The 21,431-nt window shown below is 40.2% G+C and carries 19 protein-coding genes; 15 read left to right on the top strand and 4 right to left on the bottom strand.

Annotation, left to right across the window (positions count from 1 at the left end; all coding sequences use genetic code 11):
- Nucleotides 1-13 precede the first annotated feature (13 nt).
- The 8 genes from EO122_RS04790 (at nucleotide 14) to EO122_RS08435 (ending at nucleotide 10,113) form a co-directional block, all read left to right on the top strand.
- Nucleotides 14-2,038: a DHH family phosphoesterase gene (locus EO122_RS04790; RefSeq protein ID WP_127009611.1), complete on the top strand. Its 2,025-nt coding sequence runs from the start codon at nucleotides 14-16 to the stop codon at nucleotides 2,036-2,038.
- Complete coding sequence (rplI, locus tag EO122_RS04795; RefSeq protein WP_126937770.1) at nucleotides 2,035-2,481, top strand: 50S ribosomal protein L9; 447 nt, start codon at nucleotides 2,035-2,037, stop codon at nucleotides 2,479-2,481. The genes EO122_RS04790 and rplI overlap by 4 nt, the downstream gene beginning before the upstream one ends.
- Nucleotides 2,482-2,527: 46 nt before the next feature.
- Nucleotides 2,528-3,880 carry a replicative DNA helicase gene (dnaB, locus tag EO122_RS04800; protein WP_126937769.1) on the top strand — a complete coding sequence of 451 codons (1,353 nt, stop codon included), beginning with the start codon at nucleotides 2,528-2,530 and terminating at the stop codon, nucleotides 3,878-3,880.
- Between the two features lie 172 nt (nucleotides 3,881-4,052).
- Nucleotides 4,053-5,147, top strand: coding sequence for a M48 family metallopeptidase (locus tag EO122_RS04805; protein WP_164725965.1), 1,095 nt, complete (start codon nucleotides 4,053-4,055; stop codon nucleotides 5,145-5,147).
- A gap of 365 nt (nucleotides 5,148-5,512) precedes the next feature.
- Nucleotides 5,513-6,676, top strand: a complete 1,164-nt coding sequence (locus EO122_RS04810; RefSeq protein WP_240632658.1) for an Ldh family oxidoreductase — start codon at nucleotides 5,513-5,515, stop codon at nucleotides 6,674-6,676.
- A gap of 216 nt (nucleotides 6,677-6,892) precedes the next feature.
- Entirely contained in the window at nucleotides 6,893-8,524 is a 1,632-nt protein-coding gene (locus tag EO122_RS04815) for an L-lactate permease (RefSeq protein ID WP_371413187.1), read from the top strand.
- A gap of 334 nt (nucleotides 8,525-8,858) precedes the next feature.
- On the top strand, nucleotides 8,859-9,539 hold the full coding sequence (locus EO122_RS04820; RefSeq protein ID WP_127009614.1) for a PepSY domain-containing protein: 681 nt from the start codon (nucleotides 8,859-8,861) through the stop codon (nucleotides 9,537-9,539).
- Nucleotides 9,540-10,032: 493 nt separating this feature from the next.
- Nucleotides 10,033-10,113 carry a putative holin-like toxin gene (locus tag EO122_RS08435; RefSeq protein WP_370447269.1) on the top strand — a complete coding sequence of 27 codons (81 nt, stop codon included), beginning with the start codon at nucleotides 10,033-10,035 and terminating at the stop codon, nucleotides 10,111-10,113.
- 263 nt (nucleotides 10,114-10,376) lie between these two features.
- Here EO122_RS08435 and EO122_RS04825 read toward each other — a convergent pair whose 3' ends face one another.
- Genes EO122_RS04825 through EO122_RS04835 form a run of 3 tightly spaced genes read right to left on the bottom strand, consistent with a single transcriptional unit; the run spans nucleotide 10,377 to nucleotide 12,099 of the window.
- Complete coding sequence (locus EO122_RS04825; protein WP_127009615.1) at nucleotides 10,377-10,607, bottom strand: hypothetical protein; 231 nt, start codon at nucleotides 10,605-10,607, stop codon at nucleotides 10,377-10,379.
- Entirely contained in the window at nucleotides 10,604-11,317 is a 714-nt protein-coding gene (locus tag EO122_RS04830) for a metallophosphoesterase (protein ID WP_127009616.1), read from the bottom strand. The genes EO122_RS04825 and EO122_RS04830 overlap by 4 nt, the downstream gene beginning before the upstream one ends.
- Entirely contained in the window at nucleotides 11,317-12,099 is a 783-nt protein-coding gene (locus EO122_RS04835) for a DUF4931 domain-containing protein (protein ID WP_127009617.1), read from the bottom strand. The genes EO122_RS04830 and EO122_RS04835 overlap by 1 nt, the downstream gene beginning before the upstream one ends.
- Before the next feature lie 89 nt (nucleotides 12,100-12,188).
- Here EO122_RS04835 and EO122_RS04840 point away from each other — a divergent pair, with 89 nt between their 5' ends.
- The 7 genes from EO122_RS04840 to EO122_RS04870 all read left to right on the top strand — a co-directional run bounded on the left by EO122_RS04840 (nucleotide 12,189) and on the right by EO122_RS04870 (nucleotide 19,022).
- Nucleotides 12,189-12,716, top strand: coding sequence for an 8-oxo-dGTP diphosphatase (locus tag EO122_RS04840; protein WP_127009618.1), 528 nt, complete (start codon nucleotides 12,189-12,191; stop codon nucleotides 12,714-12,716).
- Complete coding sequence (mutY, locus tag EO122_RS04845; protein ID WP_127009619.1) at nucleotides 12,713-13,855, top strand: A/G-specific adenine glycosylase; 1,143 nt, start codon at nucleotides 12,713-12,715, stop codon at nucleotides 13,853-13,855. Before EO122_RS04840 ends, mutY begins: the two co-directional genes overlap by 4 nt.
- 22 nt (nucleotides 13,856-13,877) lie before the next feature.
- Complete coding sequence (locus tag EO122_RS04850) at nucleotides 13,878-15,053, top strand: metallophosphoesterase (protein ID WP_127009620.1); 1,176 nt, start codon at nucleotides 13,878-13,880, stop codon at nucleotides 15,051-15,053.
- A gap of 588 nt (nucleotides 15,054-15,641) precedes the next feature.
- Entirely contained in the window at nucleotides 15,642-16,583 is a 942-nt protein-coding gene (locus EO122_RS04855) for a metal ABC transporter solute-binding protein, Zn/Mn family (RefSeq protein ID WP_126937759.1), read from the top strand.
- On the top strand, nucleotides 16,580-17,329 hold the full coding sequence (locus EO122_RS04860; RefSeq protein WP_127009621.1) for a metal ABC transporter ATP-binding protein: 750 nt from the start codon (nucleotides 16,580-16,582) through the stop codon (nucleotides 17,327-17,329). The genes EO122_RS04855 and EO122_RS04860 overlap by 4 nt, the downstream gene beginning before the upstream one ends.
- A gap of 8 nt (nucleotides 17,330-17,337) precedes the next feature.
- A complete protein-coding gene (locus EO122_RS04865) occupies nucleotides 17,338-18,186 on the top strand; it encodes a metal ABC transporter permease (protein WP_127009622.1) in 849 nt (282 codons plus the stop codon).
- Entirely contained in the window at nucleotides 18,183-19,022 is an 840-nt protein-coding gene (locus EO122_RS04870; RefSeq protein ID WP_127009623.1) for a metal ABC transporter permease, read from the top strand. Before EO122_RS04865 ends, EO122_RS04870 begins: the two co-directional genes overlap by 4 nt.
- A gap of 139 nt (nucleotides 19,023-19,161) precedes the next feature.
- Here EO122_RS04870 and EO122_RS04875 read toward each other — a convergent pair whose 3' ends face one another.
- Entirely contained in the window at nucleotides 19,162-21,246 is a 2,085-nt protein-coding gene (locus EO122_RS04875; protein ID WP_127009624.1) for an OPT family oligopeptide transporter, read from the bottom strand.
- Between the last annotated feature and the right edge of the window lie 185 nt (nucleotides 21,247-21,431).

Below are 21,431 nucleotides of genomic sequence, written 5' to 3' on the forward strand. Positions count from 1 at the left end.
CAAAGGAGGTAGCATGGATATACAAACTGAATACAGTACAATTGAAATTACTGCTGCCGTCATCGTTATTTTGTTATTAGGCATTATATTATATTTAAATTGGCAGCTAGCTATGTTGGCTTTCATCGTAGTCGTAGGGGCCTATATGTTTGTAGGTCGTACGATTCGTAGAGGACGACATCGTCGGAAGGCGCAATTTGATAGAATGGCAAAGGGGATCACCCAAGCATCGACCTTTGCATTGCAAAATTTACCAGTAGGTATCGTCATTATTGATGAAAATAATGTGATTTGTTGGAGCAATAGTGTATTCAAAGATTGGCTGCCTAATGATTCCAATAAAACTATGAAATTAAGTGGATTTATTCCTACCCTGCGAATTGATAAGTATTGGGGTAAATCTGGATTCTTTCATGAGGAGATTGATGGTAAATATTACCGCGTTCTCTATAAAACCTTGGAAGCTCCTAAGTCTAGGTATTCCGACGTAGATAGTGATGAACTAGAATCTTACATGGCTTTTTATTTCGATGATATTTCAGATATTGAAAGAGAAAAGAACAACGCTATGGCTATGGTGCCAGCTCTTGGGTTTATCACTATGGATAATATTGAAGATTTGCGGACAGGTCTCAGCGATATCGAATATACCCAATTGTGGTCAGATATGAATCGATTGATTGTGACGGAAATAGATCAGCACGATGGATTTATTCGCAACGCTACAGAAGATACGTATTCTTTCAGTATTAGTAAAGCAGAAATGCTGAAAATGATGGAGAAAAGGTTTAATCTGTTAGATAAAATACGGGCTTTAACAACATCAAAGCACATTCCGCCGACTATTAGTATGGGCATTGCTTTGACTACGGATTCTGTGAAAGTACAAGGGGAAAAGGCAAAGGCTGCCTTGGAAATTGCACTGGGCCGTGGTGGTGACCAAGTGTGTGTGTACCACGGGGAAGAGGTAAAATTCTTTGGTGGTAAAACATCGGGGAATGAAAAAAATACTCGTGTACGTGCTCGGGTGGTGTCTCATGCGCTGCATGAGATTATGCTGGATTCTGACCGTGTTCTTGTGATGGGGCATGATCGAGAAGATTACGATAGTATTGGCGCTTCTGTAGGGGTAGCAGCTATGGCGAGAGCTTTGCATAAACCTGTACATATTGCGTTGAGTCCAAACTCGACGGCAGTTCGTAAATTAGTGGAAGTTCTCGTAGATCATCCAGACTTTAAAGGCTTAATTATTGATGGAGAAGAAGCGGAGCAATTTGTGACAGATAATACGGTTGTGATTGTTACCGATGTACATAGATCTGAAATGGTAGCGGCTCCAGCGGCTTTGAAAAAGTCAACACGTCGTGTTGTCATCGATCATCATAGACGGGGGTCTGACTTCATTGCCTCTCCATTACTTACGTATTTAGAACCATCTACGTCATCCACCAGTGAGTTGGTGACAGAATTGATTCAATATTTCCCTGACCATGTGACGCTCAAGAATATTGAGGCCAGTGGCTTATATGCTGGTATTGTGGTGGATACGAAGAATTTTGTGGTCCAAACAGGAGCGCGTACCTTTGAAGCGGCCTCTTTCTTGCGAAGATCGGGCGCCGATGTATCGTTGGTTCGACATTTGTTTATGGACAGTTTTGAAGGTATGCGTATGCGCTCAGCTATGTTGGCATCTGCAGAAGAGGTTGCGAATATGGCTTTCACAGAAGCACCGGAAAACGCACAAAATGCTACTGTGATTGCGGCACAAACAGGGGATAAATTGATTACCTTGGAAGGCATAGAAGCTAGTTTTGTATTCTATGTACTGCCTGATGGTGGCATTGGTGTGAGCGCTAGGTCGCAAGGGAAAGTCAATGTGCAAGTAATTATGGAAGCTGTCGGTGGCGGAGGTCATCGCACTGTGGCGGGAGCTCAGATTTATAATAAATCTCTGAAAGAAGCCCGCCGTTGGGTGACTGATGTAGCCGTTTCTTATATGACAGAATTACAACGTGAATCTGAGGAGGAATTAGAATGAAAGTAATTTTATTAGAAGATGTAAAAAAAGTTGGTAAAAAGGGCGAAATCGTAGAAGTATCTGAAGCATACGGTCGTAATGTATTAATTAAAAAAGGTGTAGGTCTAGAAGGAACTCCACAAAATTTAAATAATGCAAAACAAAAATTAGGTGCTCAAGCGCACAAAAAACAAGTGGACTCTGATGAAGCTACTGTATTGGCTAGTCAATTGTCTAAAGTGTCTGTTACTGTTCCAGTGAAAATGGGTGATGGTGGTCGCGTATTTGGCTCTGTGACAGGTAAAGACATTTCTGATGCATTACAAGCACAAGTGAAAGTTGATGTAGATAAAAAGAAAATCGACTTAAAAGAGCCAATCAAAACATTGGGTACTCATGAAGTATTGATTCGCGTGCATCCAGAAATTACAGCTACCATTACTGTAGAAGTAGTAGCAGGGTAATCGAAAGAGGGGCTGAGGCCCCTCTTTTCTATGATAGGAGACAAGTATGGAAGGACGAATACCACCCCATAGCGTGGAAGCAGAGCGGGCTGTCTTAGGGGCGATTCTGCTCAATGAGGATGCCTTTGATACGGTGAGTTCTCTCGTGAAAGCTGAGGACTTTTACCGTGATAATCACAGGGTTATTTACGAAGCACTAGTGACGATAGTCAATAAAAATCGCAGGGCCGATCATATTTTATTAGCAGAAGAATTACGACGATTGCAAAAGTTGGATGCCGTGGGTGGCATTATTTATATCACGTCTTTAACGGCAGATATGTTAGATGTATATAATGTGGAAGAGCATGCGCGTATTATCAGTGAAAAAGCACAATTGCGTCGCCTCATTCATGTAGCTAATTCTCTAGAAGCTATGGCTTATCGGGAAGAAGAAGAGACCGAAGATATCGTGAATAAAGCGGAACAGCTAGTGTTAGATATCAGTGGTGCAACGAGAAGCGAATCTTCCTTTTCTGCCATGAAAGATGTTGTGTATGAGACGGTGAGTCGCATTAGCGAACTGCAACAACATAAAGGAATTTTGACAGGGGTTTCTACAGGATTTCGGGATTTGGATACCCTTACGAGCGGCTTACAAAAGTCAGATCTGATCTTGGTGGCAGCCCGTCCATCCATGGGGAAAACAGCATTTACTTTGAATATTGCTCAAAATGTAGCCATGCGCTCTAAAAAGAATGTAGCCTTTTTCTCCTTGGAGATGTCTAAGAGCCAGCTAGTGGCCCGTGTATTAGCTTCGGTAGCAGGCGTTGATTCTGGCCGGATTCGCAATGGTCAATTGAGCCAAGAAGATTGGGGCAAGGTGGTATCCGTATTGAATGATTTGTCAGAAGCGCCTTTGTATATTGATGACACATCAGGACTGACTCCACAGCTCATGAAGAAAAAGCTGCGTCGACTTATTCAAGAACACGGTGAACTAGGCTTGGTGGTTGTAGACTACATTCAGTTGATGGAAAATGGTGGTAAAAAACTGGCTGACAATCGCCAACAAGAGGTATCTGCTATTTCTCGTCAATTGAAAATTATGGCCAGAGAATTTAATGTACCGCTCATTGCACTTTCACAGTTGAGCCGTGGTGTTGAAAGCCGTGCAGACAAAACGCCGATGTTAAGTGACTTGCGTGAGTCTGGTTCATTGGAGCAGGATGCGGATATTGTAGCGTTTTTAAATCGTGAAAACTATCAAGATACAGAAGATACTAGTAGCGGCGTAGAAACACAAGTTATCATCCGTAAGCATCGTAATGGTGAATTAGGTGTGGTACGCCTATGGTTTGAAGGTTCTTATACAAGATTCCGGGACTTAGCGTATCGAGAAGATGATCCTGGTATGTAATCAACAACTGAATAATGCTATATACAAGACTATCTTTTTTAGGTGTAAGTGGCATCTATATGAAGATAGTCTTTTTCTATCTTGAATCTAGCCAAAATCTTAGAGGATACAGTATACTATATTTGAAAGTGTGTCTATGAGAACACATATCGTTATAATAGTGGGGTGCATTATGAAACAGAATTGGAAACGTTTAGTGTGTGTAAGTGCGTTGTCCTTGGGGGTTTTGGCGGGTGGAATGTCAAATGTGGAGGCGCATGCGTTGTTAGAGTCTATTGGTAAAAGTATTCTAGGCGGTATAGCTGAGCATCATCAGTTAAATGAACTAGACAATACGGATGCAGGGCAAGCGGCAATGCTTAAACAACGAAAAGATCGAACTGGAGTTTATAATAACTATGCCTATCAAATGCGTGCCAAACGAATTGTAGATGAGCTTACTAAATCTAAACTAGTAAAAAGAAGCTATGAAGTATACGTTAATCCCGAAGAAGAGTTTAACGCATCCATGGCATTAGGTCGTGTTATGACTATCAATAAAGGAACTATGGATATGCTAGATGATGATGCGTTGGCAGCGGTTATTGGACATGAACTTGGTCACGGTGAACATAAGGATTCTGTGAATGGTGCCAAAAAGAGTGCTGTATTATCAACGGCTTTATCAGCTGCTACCTATAAATCAGGTGACATGGGACTAGTGGCAGCTGGTGTTGCTGAAAACTATTTGGAAAATCAAATCTTTAGCGTTTCTCAAGAGAAAAAAGCAGATGAGTTTGGATTTGAATTGCTAGCTGATTCTTCTTTCAATGTAGGCGGTGCAGCGGTAGCCATGGAAGTGATTAAAAATAAATATGGTGAATTGTATACAGATGGAATTACACAAGTGATTGCACCAAATAATCACCCTAAAACGTCACAGCGTATACTAGATAACTTAAAACGCTTAGAAGAATTTTCTGGTAAGCATGTAAAAGTAGATAAAAATATTGTGTTCATCAATGGCAAGTCTGTCTATGAAGGTACGCAAAGTGGTAAATATACACCTACTATGAGGGCTTATTTAGTAGCCGGCAAGCTAGCACGGTTGTACCATGATAATGCAATTGGTGGCGCCCGTGTAGATGGAACGACAGTGGCCATTGGTAGTACGAATATTGTAACGATGCCAAATTATGATGCAGCTTTTGAAATCGCAAAAAACATGAATGCTGCTATTAGCGATGAATCTGGATCAAAAAAAGATAACAAAAAAGGAAAAAAATAGAACAAGAAATAGAAAAAACTTTCATATGTAATCATTCTTGATAGGTGTTGTTATAGAAAGACATCGATATAGAAGAACGAAAAACTTAGATTTCTATTTATATTCTTCGATGTGCATGAAAAATTACATGAGGATATGATGAAGAATATGAGTAATGTATAACTAAAAGTAATAATTAATTAAAGGCTTAAGAATACTACTTTTCATATCAACGTGTGATAAATATAACATAAATTGGGTGTAACTATGCATATATGATAAGGGAAAAATAGCGATAACTACGCGTTTTCTATTCCATGTGGTGTACATGTGTGCTATAATTTAAGTATCAAGAGTCGTGACAATCTGTTGAGGAGTATTCGTAGATGTCACAAGTATTTTTATGGTTAGGGAAAGAGGTTTTAAAGATGGGAAATTTTGTTTACATTCAAGAAGAAAAACTTAATGCATTCTGTCAAGACGCATTCGAAGGATTTGGTTTCAGTCCTGAAGAAGCTAGTATCATCAAAGACGTATTGATGATGTCCGACATGTATGGCATCCAATCTCATGGTATGCAACGTGTAGTTCGTTACCACAAAGGTATCGAAAAAGGTCTTATCGACATTAAGGCAAAACCAGAAGTTGTTTTCGAAACTCCAGTATCTGCAGTTATCGAAGGCCATGATGCAATGGGTCAATTAGTTGGTCACTATGCAATGGAATTAGCAATTAAAAAAGCTAAAGAAACTGGTGTTGGTATCGTATCTGCTCGTAACTCTAACCACTACGGTATCGCTGGTTACTATGCTAACCTTGCATTAAAAGAAGGCTTAATCGGCTTCTCTTGCACAAACTCCGAAGCGATCATGGTTCCTACATTTGCTCGTAAAGCAATGCTTGGTTCTAACCCAATCGCATTTACAATGCCAGCTGAACCATTCAACTTCTTCTTCGATGCTTCTACAACAGTAGTAACTCGTGGTAAATTAGAAATGTACAACAAATTAGGTAAAGAATTACCTAACGGTTGGGCATTGAACAAAGATGGTAAAGCATCTCAAAATGCTGGCGAAGTATTGGGTAACATCTCCGATCACGTTGGTGGCGGTATCATGCCTCTAGGTGGTAACACTGAACAATTAGGTTCCCACAAAGGTTATGGTTACGGTATGCTTTGCGAAATCTTCGCATCTATCTTCTCTCAAGGTGGTACATCCAATAAATGTATGACTGGTGGCCGTTCCAATATCTGTCATGGTTTCATGGCTATCAATCCAGCTATCTTCGGTAACCCAGAAGACGTTAAAAAACACTTCTCCACATTCTTACAAGAACTTCGTGAAGCTCCTAAAGCTGAAGGCGCTGACCGCATCTACACTCATGGTGAAAAAGAAGCAGAAGCTATCGAAGTTTGTCGTAAAGAAGGCGTGCCAGTTATCGACAAAACTGTGGCTGAATTGTTCGACGTATGTCACTTGTTAAAATTGGATCCTAAAAAATACTTCGGCGACTATGAGCCACCTAAAGCAGTAGCATCCAACTACTAATCCGTAGTGTACGTACTGACAATTTAAAAATCTTTATCGATGCAGAATCAGTAGTTTTGTATCCCTAAGGAATACTTCTTAGAGACTGGTAACAGTCAATATCTTAGAACATATGAGAGAGGGAATCTGTGGATTTCCTCTCTATTTGTTTATATCACTCTGTGTGTATGCTAGAGATGAATTTAAGTGATTCACAAAAAGAAAGGGATTGTTAATATGGATATATTTTTAGCAGTCTTGCCGATTCTATGGCTTATCGTAGCATTGGCAATATTAAAAATGCCGGCATGGAAAGCATGTTTGGCAGCAGCAATTGGTACATATATTTTAGCCGTATTCTATTATGGAGAAAATGCATATATTATGTATACTGGAGCTATGGAAGGTGTAGCTCTTGCAGTATGGCCAATTCTTTTGGTTATTACAGCAGCGATTTTTACATACCAATTAGTAGTTCATACAAAAGCCATGGACACAATTAAAATTATGTTGTCTTCCGTAACTAGTGATATGCGTATTTTAGCATTATTATTAGCTTGGGGCTTTGGTAACTTTATGGAAGGTATGGCTGGTTTTGGTACAGCCGTTGCGATTCCAGCAGCGATGATGGTGGCAGTAGGATTTGATCCTTTAAAATCTATCTTGGCTTGTTTGGTAGCGAACTCCGTTCCAACAACATTTGGTTCTATTGCGATTCCAACAACTACATTGGCATCTTTAACTGGTTTACAACCAGCTGAATTAGGTACATTCATTGCAGCGCAATTATTCATTTTAAATGTAGTGACTCCACTCTTTATTGTTGGTATTATTGCTGGTGGCGTGAAAGCAATTAAGGGCGTATTTATTCAAACTATTATAGCGGGTTTTGCATTAGCCATTCCTGAGTTATTAATTAATATGTATGCAGGTGGTCCAGAACTTGCTGTTATGGGTTCCTCTATTGTTATCATGGCTGTTATTATAGCTATTGCAAAAATTATGCCTGTAAACGACCCAGAATATAAAGTTGATATGGGAGCAAAAAAAGTATCTGCTAAAGAAGGCCTAATTGCAGCATCCCCATTTATTTTAATCTTTATCTTGTTGATTGGTACTTCCAAATTAGTACCACCTGTATATAATGCATTGATGGTATTTAAAACATCTGTACCTATCCATGCTGGTGTAAATGCAAAACCTTACACATTCGTATGGATTGCAACGCCTGGTATTATGATTTTCATTTCTGCTTTGATTGGTGGTTTCATTCAAAAAGCAGGTCTTGGAACTCAAAAACAAGTATTGACAAATACCTTGAAAACTTTAAAATTGACATATGTAACAATTATTTCTGTGGTTGTTACAGCTAAATTGATGACATACTCTGGTATGACTGGCATGATTGCGAATGCTTTAGTAGCAGCAACTGGTTCTATGTATCCTGCATTTGCTCCTGTTATCGGTGCACTAGGTGCCTTCTTGACAGGTTCTGGTACAAATGCAAACGTATTGTTTGGACCATTACAAACAGCGGCAGCTCATCAATTGACTCCAGGTCATGATACATTGGCATTATGGTTAGCAGCAACTAACTCTGGCTCTGCTGGTGTTGGTAAAATGTTCTCCCCACAAAGTATTGCCATTGCGATTGGTGCCGTAGGTCCTGCTTTGAATACATTCATCGAAGAAAATAAAATTGATGCACAAAAAGCGGATGAGTTACGTCACTCCATTGATGCAAGTTCCATCATGGTTCATGTATCTAAATACTTCTTGTTATATCTAATCGCTTTTGGTATTTTAACTTATTTTGGACAAGCTTTCTTCCCACAATTGGAAGGCATCTTAACAATGGTTAAGCACTAATTACTATCTAGCATACAATAAACAGACAAAGAGACAACATTTCGGTGTTGTCTCTTTTTGTGTTACTCTGTTGATTAGCTTATATGTCCAATGCATCTTAGAGAATACAATGGTGTATTATTAGATGCTAGATGATATAGGGCAGTGAATATAGTATCTATATGATACTGTAAAACTTCATATATTGTTCATGATAATTTCATAGAAGGCTCATATTTTTTTCATGATGTATTCATAGAGAAGAGGTAAGATATAAGCAAGTTAGAAACAGCTACTGTTTCTTGGTAAAAAAATTAAGATGCACGGTCTAGTATGACACGTGAAGGAGGAAACTATGAAAAAAATGTTTCGTTTAGGTGCAACTGTAATGGCTTTTGGTGCTGGACTTATGATGGCAGCAGGTGTAGCAAATGCTGCGAATACAGCTGCGATGCAAAGCATGCCAGCAGATCAAATGGCAAAAATTAGCTCTTGGAATGGTGTAGGTAGCGTAGTTCCTAGTGTATTGCCTTTAAGCGATGTAGATTATAAAGGTGTCGTAACGACTTTCAAATCCATCTATCCAGATGCACAAATTACATCTATTTCTTATGATGGAAAACATAACCCAACATACGAAGTAGAAGGCTATGCAGGCGGACAAAAAATTGAAATGCACATCAGAGAGACTGGTGAAATTTTAGGTACAGAAGTAAAACCTATGAAACACGGTAGCAATGGTAAGCATATGAAACAACATGGCTCTATGATGTATGGTCAAGCTATGAAAGGTATGCATGGAATGTCTAAAGCATTTGATGTAAATGATATCATCATACCAGAAGTAGCAGAAACAAAAGCCCAAGAAAAAGTGGGTGGTACTTTCGAAGCGATGGATTGGTCTGTAGAAAAAGATAATGGTCGTTTAATGTATGAATTAGATATGATCGATGGCAGTGGTAAAGAAGCTGAAGTCAAAGTAGATGCAATGACTGGCGAAGTTATCAATGTAAAAATGAAAACTAGCAAATACTAATCCTAGTATTACTCTCCTTAAAACTCCCTTACTATATAAACATAAATAAAACACAAATAAAATACCCTTACTATAAAACGTCACTGGTTTCGTTATGAAACTAGTGGCGTTTTGTTTTGATAGAAAGTGGGGCAAAGGGAAAAGCGTGGCACACTCCTTCTCAAACTGATCCTACGGTAGGTTTGTTCAGGAGTATGTCACGCTTTTTTAGTTTTTCATTATTCAGTCAGAAAGGAACGACACAAGGCTACTACGTATAACTGCGTTCCTCTAGGGTAAGGATGTCGTGCTCTTCTAGTTTATCTAAATTTGGACCAAAAAAGGAACGCAACTAGTGTTCTATACGTAACGGCGCTCCTTGGGAATTTTTGTTAATACGTATTTTAAATATATATATCAACGATATGTAAAAAAGTGCTATACTATACATATAGAAGAACTATCAACGTGAGTTGGGTTCATCTCTTCCTAAGTAATAGGAGGAGGTGATACTATGACACCATTCGAATTTTTTAGTTTACTAATACAATTTGGAATGTTAGTGATAGCATTTTTAACTTACTTAAATATGTAAGTGAAAAGCCTAACGTAAAGATAAGTATTGCAAGTACTTAACACGTTAGGCAAATCAAATTTCTAGTATTTGAGATGAGCCTAACGCCTACGACACGTTGATGGCTCTTCTTTTGTTATGTCTAGTATAACATAGTTTGTCACGTAAGACTACTTATTTTATTATAGGTGGTATTCTATTATGAATGACATATGATATTGTCATAGTATATACATAAATAAATTTGTCAAAACATAGTACAACCAATATAGGTAGATGGTATCTTAAAAGGACCGTTTGCCCAAGCTAGGGTGTTTACATGGTTTTAATGTATATCGGTCGATGATACGGCATGCTTCGTCTAGGGTAAGGTCTTCTTTGGTAGGTCCTTGCTCGAATATGCATCGAGGGTCGATAGAGCCAACTTCTCCGGCTGGTAGGTATAGGTATTCTGAGTTATAAGGGTCACCAAAAATGTACCCTGCTTGTAAGTGTTCTTTATGGATACGGCTCATGGTATCTCCTTCATCATAAAATTAGCAGCATCGGCTGAGACTAAGTGTAATTGTGTATGCCCCCAATGAGAGGGTACTTTTTGAAAGGACGTTTTGTCATGTAAATGACCGAATACGCAGTGATCTACATGGTATTGTTCTAATAGGTCTGTAAATCCATTGGCATGATTTTCTAATGTTGGTGGGTAGTGCAGTAACAGTATGCGTGTTACCTGAGATGGATCATCGCCACTTTCAGTAATGGCTGTTTCCATAGCATCTAGGGCAGCTTTTGTACGCATTAATTCCCGTTCATATATATGACGATCTTCTTCTTTAAAGAAAGGGTCTTGGGGATAGATATATCCTTTTGTGCCACCGAATGCGATGCCATTGTGGTAGAGACCTCTACCTTGTAAAAAAGTAATACGTCCCTCCATAAGGGTATTCATTTTTTGTAGGCTCGTCCACCAATAATCGTGATTGCCACGAATCATAAACTTGTTGCCTGGCAAGGCAGAGATCGCATCTAGGTCGATTTGCGCATCTTTGAGGCGCATAGCCCAGGACATATCACCTACGAGAAAGACTAGATCATCAGGTTGTATATGTTCCCGCCAATGAGATTGGATGCGCTCCCAATGGTTATCCCAGTGGGGACCGAAGATGGTCATAGGTTTTGTTGGTGGTTGCCCAGATAGGTGTAAATCGCCAATGGCAAAAACTTTCATTAAGCCTCCAAAGGATTGTGTAAATATGGTTGGATTTGACGAATGACTTCTAAGGCTCGTTCCTCATGGCATACTTGTGGTATTCCGTAACCGATGACGAGAGGAGATGTCACATAACGTGGTACGATTTTTGTATAGTGAAAGCCGTCGCCAATGTCGTAGAAAAATAAGTTATAAGACTTTGCATATTTAGAAAAGCCTTCTAATAGGTAGCGTAAGATACGTTGCAAGTATTTGGACAAGATAGGCGTATCTAACTGTGGATCGAAGCACATATTAAACTCGAAAAATCCATTGATAGGACGATTCGATAAGGTGATCCGAAGACCATCTTCTTCATGGATAGGCCATCCTGCAAAATGTTCCACATGAATATCTTTGCGATAGTCGTAGTCCTCTAGGCCGATGATTTGGCTGTGCGGATGATAAATAGATCCGCCAGACATAGGGCCATAGTTTTTAAAGAATAAGACGGATGCAAAACGAGGGTCAGCTTTCACCTGTTCCCATTTGGTTCTGCTAAATTCTAAAATGTGGACCGCATCTGCAAAGGGTAATTTAGAATATTCTGTGTGCACATGGGGTGGCGTTTCAATGATAACAGTAGGCCATGTACGTTCTAATACAGGGTATTTATTCATGAGCCAAATGATGGGCCCAGATGTATCTAATATATCGGTTAATTGCGAGGACTCGCAAAATGGGCAGTGCCCGTCGCGATTGTGCATGCTGTCGGGTTTTGTTTGCCCCAGAGCAATATCAAAAATTAATGGTTCTTTCATGGTTCACCTCACTAGTACTATAGTATCATAGGGGACGATGTTTATGAAAGTGTGAAACATGATATAATAAAAAAAGAATAGGAGGAATTATGAGACCTACAACATTATGTTTTCCGAAACGGGAAGAATTATTTTTATTAGGACGAAAAAAACGCGGCTTTGGAGCCGGTTATTATAATGGATTTGGTGGTAAAATTGAGGACGGTGAAAGTTTCCGTGCTTGCGCTGTGCGTGAAGTGTTTGAGGAAGTCTCTTTGCTAGTGAAGCAAGAAGACTTACAGGCTGTGGCCTTATTAGACTTTCAATTTCCTTACTCACCTGAGTTGAGCCATATTAGTTATGTATACATAGTAGAACAGTTTCAAGGGATTCCTCTGGAATCGGAAGAAATGGATCCCCATTGGTTTACCTTGGAGAAGACGCCATTTGACCATATGTGGGCTGGTGATGAAGAGTGGATTCCACGGATTTGGCGTGGCGAGAAGTTGAAAGGTGTTATTACTTTCAAAGAAGATAATAGTACGATAGAATTCATGCAGTTCATGGCTGTAGAAGAAATCCTAGAGAGTGAAGATGTGAACCGTGTGACGGCTTGGATATATGAGGGTATGAAGTGAAACAAGTAGAACAGCAAGGCCAAGTGGCATGGACACAGCATTTATTAGATTGGTACGATGTACATAAGCGTGACTTGCCTTGGCGTGAAAGTAAAGACCCATATCGTATTTGGGTGTCTGAGGTTATGTCTCAACAAACACGAATTGAGGCCATGCGGCCTTATTTTGAAAACTGGGTGTTGCAATTTCCAACCTTAGAAAGTTTAGCATCTGCAGAAGAAGATACAGTAGTGCGAGCTTGGCAAGGACTGGGGTATTATTCTAGGGCTCGCAATTTGCACCAAGGTGTGAAAGAAGTAGTAGAAACCTATGGGGGCCAAGTGCCACGGACACGGAAAGAAATGGAATCCTTAAAAGGTGTAGGTTCCTATACAGCAGGGGCAGTGCTTTCCATTGCCTATAACCTTCGAGAACCGGCCGTAGATGGGAATGTACTTCGTGTCTATGCTCGCCTATATAATATCCATGAAGATATTCTTGGCACGGTAGGAAAAAAAGCGATTACCATATTGGTAGAAGAGACCATGCCCTACGATCGACCAGGCGACTTCAATGAAGCCCTCATGGATTTCGGTGCCTCTATTTGTATTCCCAAAACACCTCGTTGTGAGTCTTGCCCATTAGTGCAGGATTGTGCAGCAAAAGAAGCAGGAACAGAGCAACAATTACCGATACGGATTAAGAAAACAAAGGTACAATCTGTCCAATTATACGTAGGAATTATTTCTACAGTAGATGGGTACTACCTATTGCATCGAAGACCCAAAGAGGGATTACTGCAAAATATGTGGGAGTTTCCAAGTGTAGAAGGTGGCACAGCAGAGAGTCGCAAAGTAGAATTAATTGAGGGATTACAATCCATTGGGGTTACCATCACTATGGAACGGCCTATGGCAAAGGAAGTAACGCATATCTTTAGCCATCGTAAATGGACGATGAAAGGCTATCGAGGTGAAGCTACAGAGGTGGCAATAGATTCGTCGAATACAATTGTGCTAGAAGGTGATGAAGCGGTGCAACAAGCTGTAGCAGAAGGTCAGATTATCCCGCTTAAAGAAGATTGGATTCTCTGTCGAAAAGAAGCCTTTCACGTGTTACCATGGGCAGGACCTCATGGTAAATTTATTGATCTTTGTTAATCTATACCGAGGAGTGATATAGATGAGAATATATATATTAGTAGGTATTTTAGTATTCGGCATGTCCATCCTAGGGGCCATTGCGGGATATTTAATAGCTCTTTTTAGACAGGCAAACAAACGCAAAGGTCTTAAGCGAGGACTCTTGGTAGGTCTTGGTATTGGTATAGGGACGATTCTATTGCAGCGGTTCCTGTATACTGTTCATGATGGAATAGGACTTACCATAGGACGGATTTTTTTAACAGAATTGAATGGTCTTGTAGTAGGCTTGGTAGCTACTTTTGGAATATTGTCCGTATTCGGTATCTTTTATGGGCTCATGCACTTAGCAAATAGGAGTCGTAATTGCGATGATTCTGTGGATATATCTCGGCGGAACTTCTTCAAACGTACGGCTGTGGTGGTACCAGCTGTGGTGGGAGTTACAGGATCAGTGGCTGCCTTTCAAGGGAATAATGAACTGCAACTACGTAAGATACAATTAGCTTTGAAAGATAGACCAGAGGTACTGAAAGGATATAAGATTGGACAACTTAGCGATGTTCATATAGGGCCTTTCATTGGCAGGGACAAGTTGAAAGAAATGATAGATGCCGTTGCTAGTGAACACCCGAATCGACTGGTTATCACTGGAGATTTAATCGATGATTTAGGGTATCTTGATGAAGTGGCAGATTATCTAGATAGTCGTGTACAAGACTTTCCTGATGGCATTGATTATATTTTAGGTAACCATGAATACCGTGTGGATGTGGAACGTGTGTGGAAGCGGTTGAGCCAAACTAAGATGCATATGTACCGAAATAGTCACAAGAAAATATTGGATGGCCCCAAGCCTGTGTACTTGGTGGGCATGGACTACCATTTTAAAGATGATGTACAAGGAGAAAATGTTCGTGCCTTAGATGAAGCTATGAAAGGTATCCCAAAACATGGATATCCTATCTTGTTGGCGCACCATCCGAACTTTATCCCGGAAGCATTCCGTAGGAAGATTCCTCTCACACTATCTGGACATACCCATGGAGGACAAATCAATCTATGGGGCATGAATCTGGTTCCCGTGTATAAGCCGTATTGGAAAGGACTTTACGAAGAACAGGGACTATTTGCTTATGTAAGCCGTGGATCGGGACATTGGTTTCCAGTGCGGTTGAACTGTGCTAGAGAAGTGACAGTGTTTACGATTTTATAAGGCTATGTGTATTTTATTTATAGCATGAAAGTGGTTAGTTAATTATTTTGCAATTTGTAAAATTTTGATATACTGTAGATGTTACCTCCCCGATACTGGTGACAGGAAGGGGGTGTTTCAATGGAGCTTTTGATTAACTTTATTATTTCTATTATGGCAGGTATAGTCAGTTCCTATATCTGTAAATGGCTAGATAGAAAGTTTAGAGGTAATTAGCCTAGAGATAGCTCTCTAAAAAAAGCAGAACCCCCACAGCGGCAACTGTGGGGGTTCTTTGTTTCAATGGATTTGATTAACTTTTGTACCTGTAGTATATCATAAAAAAAGTATATTGTCATCTTAAAAGGGACTTTTTGCGACATAACGATACTATATCTGCTCACATACATTAAAGTTAATACTCATTATCATTAATTTAAATAATAATAGAGGTAATAGCTAATACTTTCATTCTTTGAAATATATATTTAAAAATTTATATTGAGAAATGCTATCAATTGTGATATAGTATAGATAAGCAAGACTCATGGAATTTTTAATGTGGGGATGGACGGGACATTCCAAATATGTAGTAAAGGAGGAAAGACCATGAAAGAATTTAAACTTTGGCGTTTATGTATTGTATTCGCCGTATGTATTTTAGCGATTGCAGGCTGTGGTAAACAAGCGGATACAGTGCAAGAAGGAAAACCGTTACAAGTGGTAACGACAACAACGATGATTACAGATTTAGTACAAAAAATCGGTGGTAATCATGTACAGGTACAAGGCTTAATGGGTGCTGGGGTAGACCCACATTTATATCAAGCTAGTGCTGGCGATGTATCTACTTTACAAAAAGGCGATATTATTTTCTTGAACGGCATTCATTTAGAAGGCAAAATGGGCCAAGTATTCCAAGAATTAAAAAAAGCAAATAAAACAGTAGTAGAAGTATCTAAAGATATGGATCCATCTACACTTTTAGCCTTTGAAGAAGAAGGTCCAGATGCGAGAGACCCTCATATTTGGTTCGATGTACAAAACTGGAAACTAGCTGCAAAAGTAGTAAAAGATACGTTAGTAGAAAAAGACCCTGCTCATGAAAAAGACTATGTAGCTAATTACGAAGCGTACATGAAAGAATTAGAGGAAGCGGATCAATACATCAAGGATAGAACGAAAGAAATTCCTGAACAATCTCGTGTATTGGTAACAGCTCATGATGCATTCCACTACTTTGCTCGTGCCTATGGATTTGAAGTGAAAGGCTTACAAGGTGTAAGTACCGCTACAGAAGCTGGTACGAAAGATATGAATGACTTGGTGCAATTCATTGTGGATCACAAAATCAAAGCTATCTTCGTAGAATCCTCTGTACCACATAAAACAATTGAAGCTGTACAAGAGGCATGTAAAGCAAAAGGTTGGGATGTAGCTATCGGTGGTGAATTATACTCTGATTCCTTAGGTTCTCCTGATACACCAGGCGGTACATATATTGGCATGGTAAAAGCTAATATTGATACGATTGTAGGCGCTCTTAAATGATGAGTGAAAACAAGTGTATTCTAAAAGTAGAGAATCTTTCAGCCGCATATGATGAACATGTAGTGCTAGAAGATGTATCCTTTCAGATTGAAAAAGGAACGATGACGGCCATAGTTGGCCCTAATGGAGCTGGCAAATCCACCTTGGTAAAAGCTGTGCTAGGTCTCATTCCCGTTGTGACTGGACAGATTCAACTAGAGGTGAAAAGTGACCGTAAGTCCGCCTATGTAAGCTCCAACAATACTAGTATATACAACCACATTTCCTATGTGCCACAAACATCGACGGTAGATTGGGATTATCCCATCACTGTCTTTGAAGTGGTTTTGATGGGTACGTACCGTAGGTTGGGTTGGTTTAAACGCCCTGGGAAAAAGGAACGAGATGAAGCAACCAAAGCGCTAGAAACGGTGGGTATGTTAGATTATGCAGAACGATCGATCTCCCAATTGTCTGGAGGACAGCAACAACGCGTCTTCCTCGCAAGGGCTCTGGTAGAAGATCAAGATGTATATATCCTAGACGAGCCCTTTAAAGGTATCGATAAAACAACAGAAGCTGTGCTAGTGAAGATTATGAAGGACATGCAAGGAGCAGGAAAAACCTTGCTCATTGTACATCATAATTTGCAAACCTTAGAAGCCTATTTTGACCATGTTCTCTGTGTGAATCGCAAGCTCGTTGGCATGGGAACGGTGCAAGAAGTGGTAGGTTCAGACCTCTTAGACGAGACATTTTCTTACTAGGAGGGCTTATGGAATTATTACAACAATATACGTTTCAGATTGTCGCTTTGGGAACGGTGATGCTAGGCCTTGTGTGTGGTGTCATCGGAACCTTTGCGGTGCTGAGACAAGAAAGTTTATTAGGTGATGGATTGGCTCATTCTACCCTGCCTGGGGTGGTAGGAGCCTTTCTACTCACTGGGGTGAAAGATACTGCTATGCTACTATTAGGGGCTATTATAGCAGCCTGTGTAGCAGAATATATTATGTATCGCACTTCTCAAAAAGGCGTTCGTTTCGATGCAGCCTTAGCTACGATATTAGCAGCTTTTTTCGGATTTGGTACAGTCCTCTTGACACGAGTGCAATCTATGGAAAATGCAGGTCAAGCTGGACTGAATACATTTATCTTTGGTCAGGCTGTGACCATGATGCAAAGTGACATTTGGCTTATGGCGATTTGTGGCACCTGTATTGTGGGTGGCGTTATACTCCTTTGGAAAGAATTAAGCCTCACTGTATTCGATCCTGTGGAAGCGCAATTGATGGGTATCCCTATACGGAAAGTTCGCTTTTTCTATCGTGTTGCATTGATTGTAACCATTGTGATTGGGATACGAACAGTAGGGGTTATCCTTATCAGTTCCTTGCTTATAGGACCGACTATGATTGGTCGTCAGTGGACACATTCTCTTCGTACGTTAGTTATCATAGGTGCCGTTAGTGGGAGTATAGTAGCTTTCTTAGGTACATGGATTAGTGCCTTGTGGGGTAATTTGCCGACAGGACCTATGATTATTATCGTTATGACAGGAATGATTTTACTTAGTTTAGTGTTGGCCAATGGACAACGCCTCGTGAGGGGGTGGATGCGATGAGCCATATCTTAGAAATTTGGGGCATTGCTACAGTAACAGGTATTAGCTGTAGTTTAATCGGTACATTCTTGGTATTGCGCCGATTATCTATGATGGTAGATGCCATTACACATACAGTCTTTTTAGGAATCGTCCTAGCCTTTTTGGTAACAAAAGATTTAAACTCTCCGTGGCTGATTATAGGAGCTACAGCAATGGGGGTAGGTACGGTATATGCGGTGGAATGGATGCAGCGACGTCGTTATATTCGACCAGATGCGGCCATCGGTATCGTGTTCCCCTTCTTATTTGCATTGGCTATTGTGTTAGTCACTCTGTTTGGTAAACACGTACATCTCGATGTAGATACGGCAATTTTGGGCGATTTAGCCTTTGCTACATTCCAACGGTTTACGCTAGGTGGCTATGATGTGGGGCCTATGTTACTGTGGATTGGTCTTCTCGTGTGTGCTATCAACATAATTTGGATTGTCTTATTCAAAAAAGAATTAGTACTTATCACCTTTGATCCTGTGTGTGCCAAAGTATACCAAGCTATGCCGATAGTGATGTCCTATGGACTTATGACGTTAACATCTTTGACCACTGTCGCCTCATTTCAAACTGTGGGGGCTATCTTGGTAACTGGCTGTATGGTCGGGCCACCAGCCACAGCATTTATGCTCGTTCGATCGGTGAAAGCCATGATCCTTGTGAGCATATGTGTATCTACCATTGCTACCACGATCGGAGTGGCTTTATCTTTCCTATGGGATGTATCCATAGGTGGTATGATTGCTACTGTCATAGGTTGTATCTATGGCATTGTGTGGCTATATCGTTATGGTAGGAGTTAATATTGTTTACAAGAGTCGATATATAAATCAGCTCTTGCAGAGTGTTTACTAGATCTCCAAGTATTTTAAAACCGTATTTAACATAAAAAAGAGGCTATAACCATATGGTTATAGCCTCTTTTGTGATATGTGTAGTGTGTTATTTATTCATTTGTTCGATAGCTTCAGCTTCTGCTTTATTGAATTTCGTAGCGATAACGATACGGATTAAGCAAAGAGCAGTGAAGATGTAGGCTGCGAAGCCTAACCATTCAGCGATATCACCATAGGATTTGTCGCCTGTGAAAGCAAGTGCAAGAGGAGCTTCGCTGCCACCTGTACTTACGGAGAAGGCGATGACACCAGCGATGATAACACCGATGATACTTTCACCAACAATTAAGCCAGAAGCGAATAGTACGCCACGACGGTTGGATTGCTCTACGTCTGCATCAGCGTAAGCACCAGCACGTTGTTTTGCACGTTCTGAGATGTAACGGTTTACAAAGTAACCGATGATAGCGCCCATTACAAGTGGCATTTCCAAGGTTGGAGGTAAGTAGATACCCATACCAATTGCCAATGGAGGCAATGTTAAGGATTTTGTTGTAGATTTTAAAATCAAGTTTACAACGATAGCCACAAAACCTACGATGATACCGTAGAAGATGTAAGTCCAATCCATGTTTGCATTGAAGATACCTTCTGCGATTTGACGCATTAATGTAGCTTGTGGAGCAGATAATGCTTGGGCAGGATCCATTCCTTCACGAGGCATAGCGCCTGTGAAACCATATGCATGGTATAACAAGTCAAGTACTGGAGCGATGGCTACGGCACCTGCTAAGGAACCGATTAATAGAGCTACCTGTTGTTTCCAAGGTGTAGCACCTACTAATTGACCAGTTTTCAAGTCTTGTAAGTTATCGTTGGAAATAGCAGCGATAGATACTACCACAGATGTCATGAAGATGGCAAGAGCTGTGGAGAATTTAACGCCTTCTGGAGTGGCTAATAAGTCGTTAGCAGAAGCGATACCAAGAACTACAAGGGAGGATACGATGATACCGATGATGCCAATACCAGAGATTGGACTTGCAGAAGTACCAATCAAGCCTGCCATGTAGCCACAAGCAGCTGCTACGAAGAAGCCAATTAACAATGCTACTATGATACCTGCTACCACTAATGTCCAAGCAAGAGTTGCAGACATTGGAATAGAGGATACGAAAGAGTAGAAGCAAATGATTAGGCCAATAATAATTAAAGCAAATACAACAGCGATAGTAGATGGTTTCATATCTGTATCCATACGGTGTGTATCACGATATTCAGAACTTGCCGTCATGGATTTGATAGATAATTTAATACCTTCAGCAATTGGTTTTAACAATGTTAACAATGTCCAAATTGCAGCTACGCCGATAGTACCAGCGCCGATGAAGCGGACTTTTGTTTTCCACACTGTGCTAGAGAATTTGATGGCATCTAGACCATCTGGATTTGGCAGATGATTTGTCAAGTATGGTACGAAACCAGCCCAAGAAATAATCATACCGATTAAGATAGCGATACCACTAGCAATACCAATTAGAAAACCTGCGCCCAATAGAGCAGAGGAGAAGCCGAATGGAAGTTGTGTAGCACCAGCGCCTACAGGGAACCAGAAAGATTTAGACTCGCCGAAGACACGTAAGCCCTGTGTAATAAAGCTGATGATACCAGCTAAAGCGCCGCCAGATACGATTTCTTTCATACCGCCGGATTGTTTTGCTGTTTCACCAGGAACTGTAGAGCCTACTTTCAAGATTTCTGCAGCAGCACGACCTTCTGGATATGGTAAGTCGCTGTTCATAACCATAGCGCGGCGTAATGGAATTGTGAATAATACCCCAAGACAACCACCACATGCGGATAATAACAATGTTTCCATTAAGTCAAAGTTTTGCCAATAGCCGATCATTAGAAGACCTGGCAATACGAAGATGACTGCAGATAAGGTACCCGCAGCAGATGCTTGCGTTTGTACCATGTTGTTTTCAAGTACATTAGAATCCTTGAAGAAGCGTAAGATTGCCATAGATATTACGGCAGCCGGAATGGAGGATGAAAAAGTCAAACCTACTTTCAGACCCAAGTATACGTTAGATGCTGTGAAGATCAATGTAATGATCGCACCTAATAGCATACCTCTGACTGTTAATTCCGGTAAGCTAATATCATGACTCATAAAATCATGCTTCATAGTTATACCTCCTTAAAATACACTACTATCTTAACCATTGTATCAGTATTCTCAAGGACTTTCAATAAGTAAAGTGCTAAATTGTGTATACATGAGTGATTTCTATGGTTATAATGAAAGTATTCATGGTAGGTTCATGTAGAATGTGGTATATATAGAGGTATAAAATACGTATATTTAGCAGA

The organism is Veillonella sp. CHU110 (assembly GCF_003992255.1).
Taxonomy (GTDB): Bacteria; Bacillota; Negativicutes; order Veillonellales; family Veillonellaceae; genus F0422.

Excerpts from the sequence above, each read along its gene's own strand:
- rplI (WP_126937770.1), top strand. The coding sequence starts at position 2,035 with ATGAAAGTAATTTTATTAGAAGATGTAAAAAAAGTTGGTAAAAAGGGC.
- EO122_RS04810 (WP_240632658.1), top strand. The coding sequence starts at position 5,513 with ATGTCACAAGTATTTTTATGGTTAGGGAAAGAGGTTTTAAAGATGGGA.
- EO122_RS04820 (WP_127009614.1), top strand. The coding sequence starts at position 8,859 with ATGAAAAAAATGTTTCGTTTAGGTGCAACTGTAATGGCTTTTGGTGCT.
- EO122_RS04815 (WP_371413187.1), top strand. The coding sequence starts at position 6,893 with ATGGATATATTTTTAGCAGTCTTGCCGATTCTATGGCTTATCGTAGCA.
- EO122_RS04855 (WP_126937759.1), top strand. The coding sequence starts at position 15,642 with ATGAAAGAATTTAAACTTTGGCGTTTATGTATTGTATTCGCCGTATGT.
- EO122_RS04790 (WP_127009611.1), top strand. The coding sequence starts at position 14 with ATGGATATACAAACTGAATACAGTACAATTGAAATTACTGCTGCCGTC.
- EO122_RS04850 (WP_127009620.1), top strand. The coding sequence starts at position 13,878 with ATGAGAATATATATATTAGTAGGTATTTTAGTATTCGGCATGTCCATC.
- dnaB (WP_126937769.1), top strand. The coding sequence starts at position 2,528 with ATGGAAGGACGAATACCACCCCATAGCGTGGAAGCAGAGCGGGCTGTC.
- EO122_RS04870 (WP_127009623.1), top strand. The coding sequence starts at position 18,183 with ATGAGCCATATCTTAGAAATTTGGGGCATTGCTACAGTAACAGGTATT.
- EO122_RS04840 (WP_127009618.1), top strand. The coding sequence starts at position 12,189 with ATGAGACCTACAACATTATGTTTTCCGAAACGGGAAGAATTATTTTTA.
- EO122_RS04835 (WP_127009617.1), bottom strand. The coding sequence starts at position 12,099 with ATGAAAGAACCATTAATTTTTGATATTGCTCTGGGGCAAACAAAACCC.
- EO122_RS08435 (WP_370447269.1), top strand. The coding sequence starts at position 10,033 with ATGACACCATTCGAATTTTTTAGTTTACTAATACAATTTGGAATGTTA.
- EO122_RS04860 (WP_127009621.1), top strand. The coding sequence starts at position 16,580 with ATGATGAGTGAAAACAAGTGTATTCTAAAAGTAGAGAATCTTTCAGCC.
- EO122_RS04865 (WP_127009622.1), top strand. The coding sequence starts at position 17,338 with ATGGAATTATTACAACAATATACGTTTCAGATTGTCGCTTTGGGAACG.
- EO122_RS04805 (WP_164725965.1), top strand. The coding sequence starts at position 4,053 with ATGAAACAGAATTGGAAACGTTTAGTGTGTGTAAGTGCGTTGTCCTTG.
- EO122_RS04830 (WP_127009616.1), bottom strand. The coding sequence starts at position 11,317 with ATGAAAGTTTTTGCCATTGGCGATTTACACCTATCTGGGCAACCACCA.
- EO122_RS04875 (WP_127009624.1), bottom strand. The coding sequence starts at position 21,246 with ATGAAGCATGATTTTATGAGTCATGATATTAGCTTACCGGAATTAACA.
- EO122_RS04825 (WP_127009615.1), bottom strand. The coding sequence starts at position 10,607 with ATGAGCCGTATCCATAAAGAACACTTACAAGCAGGGTACATTTTTGGT.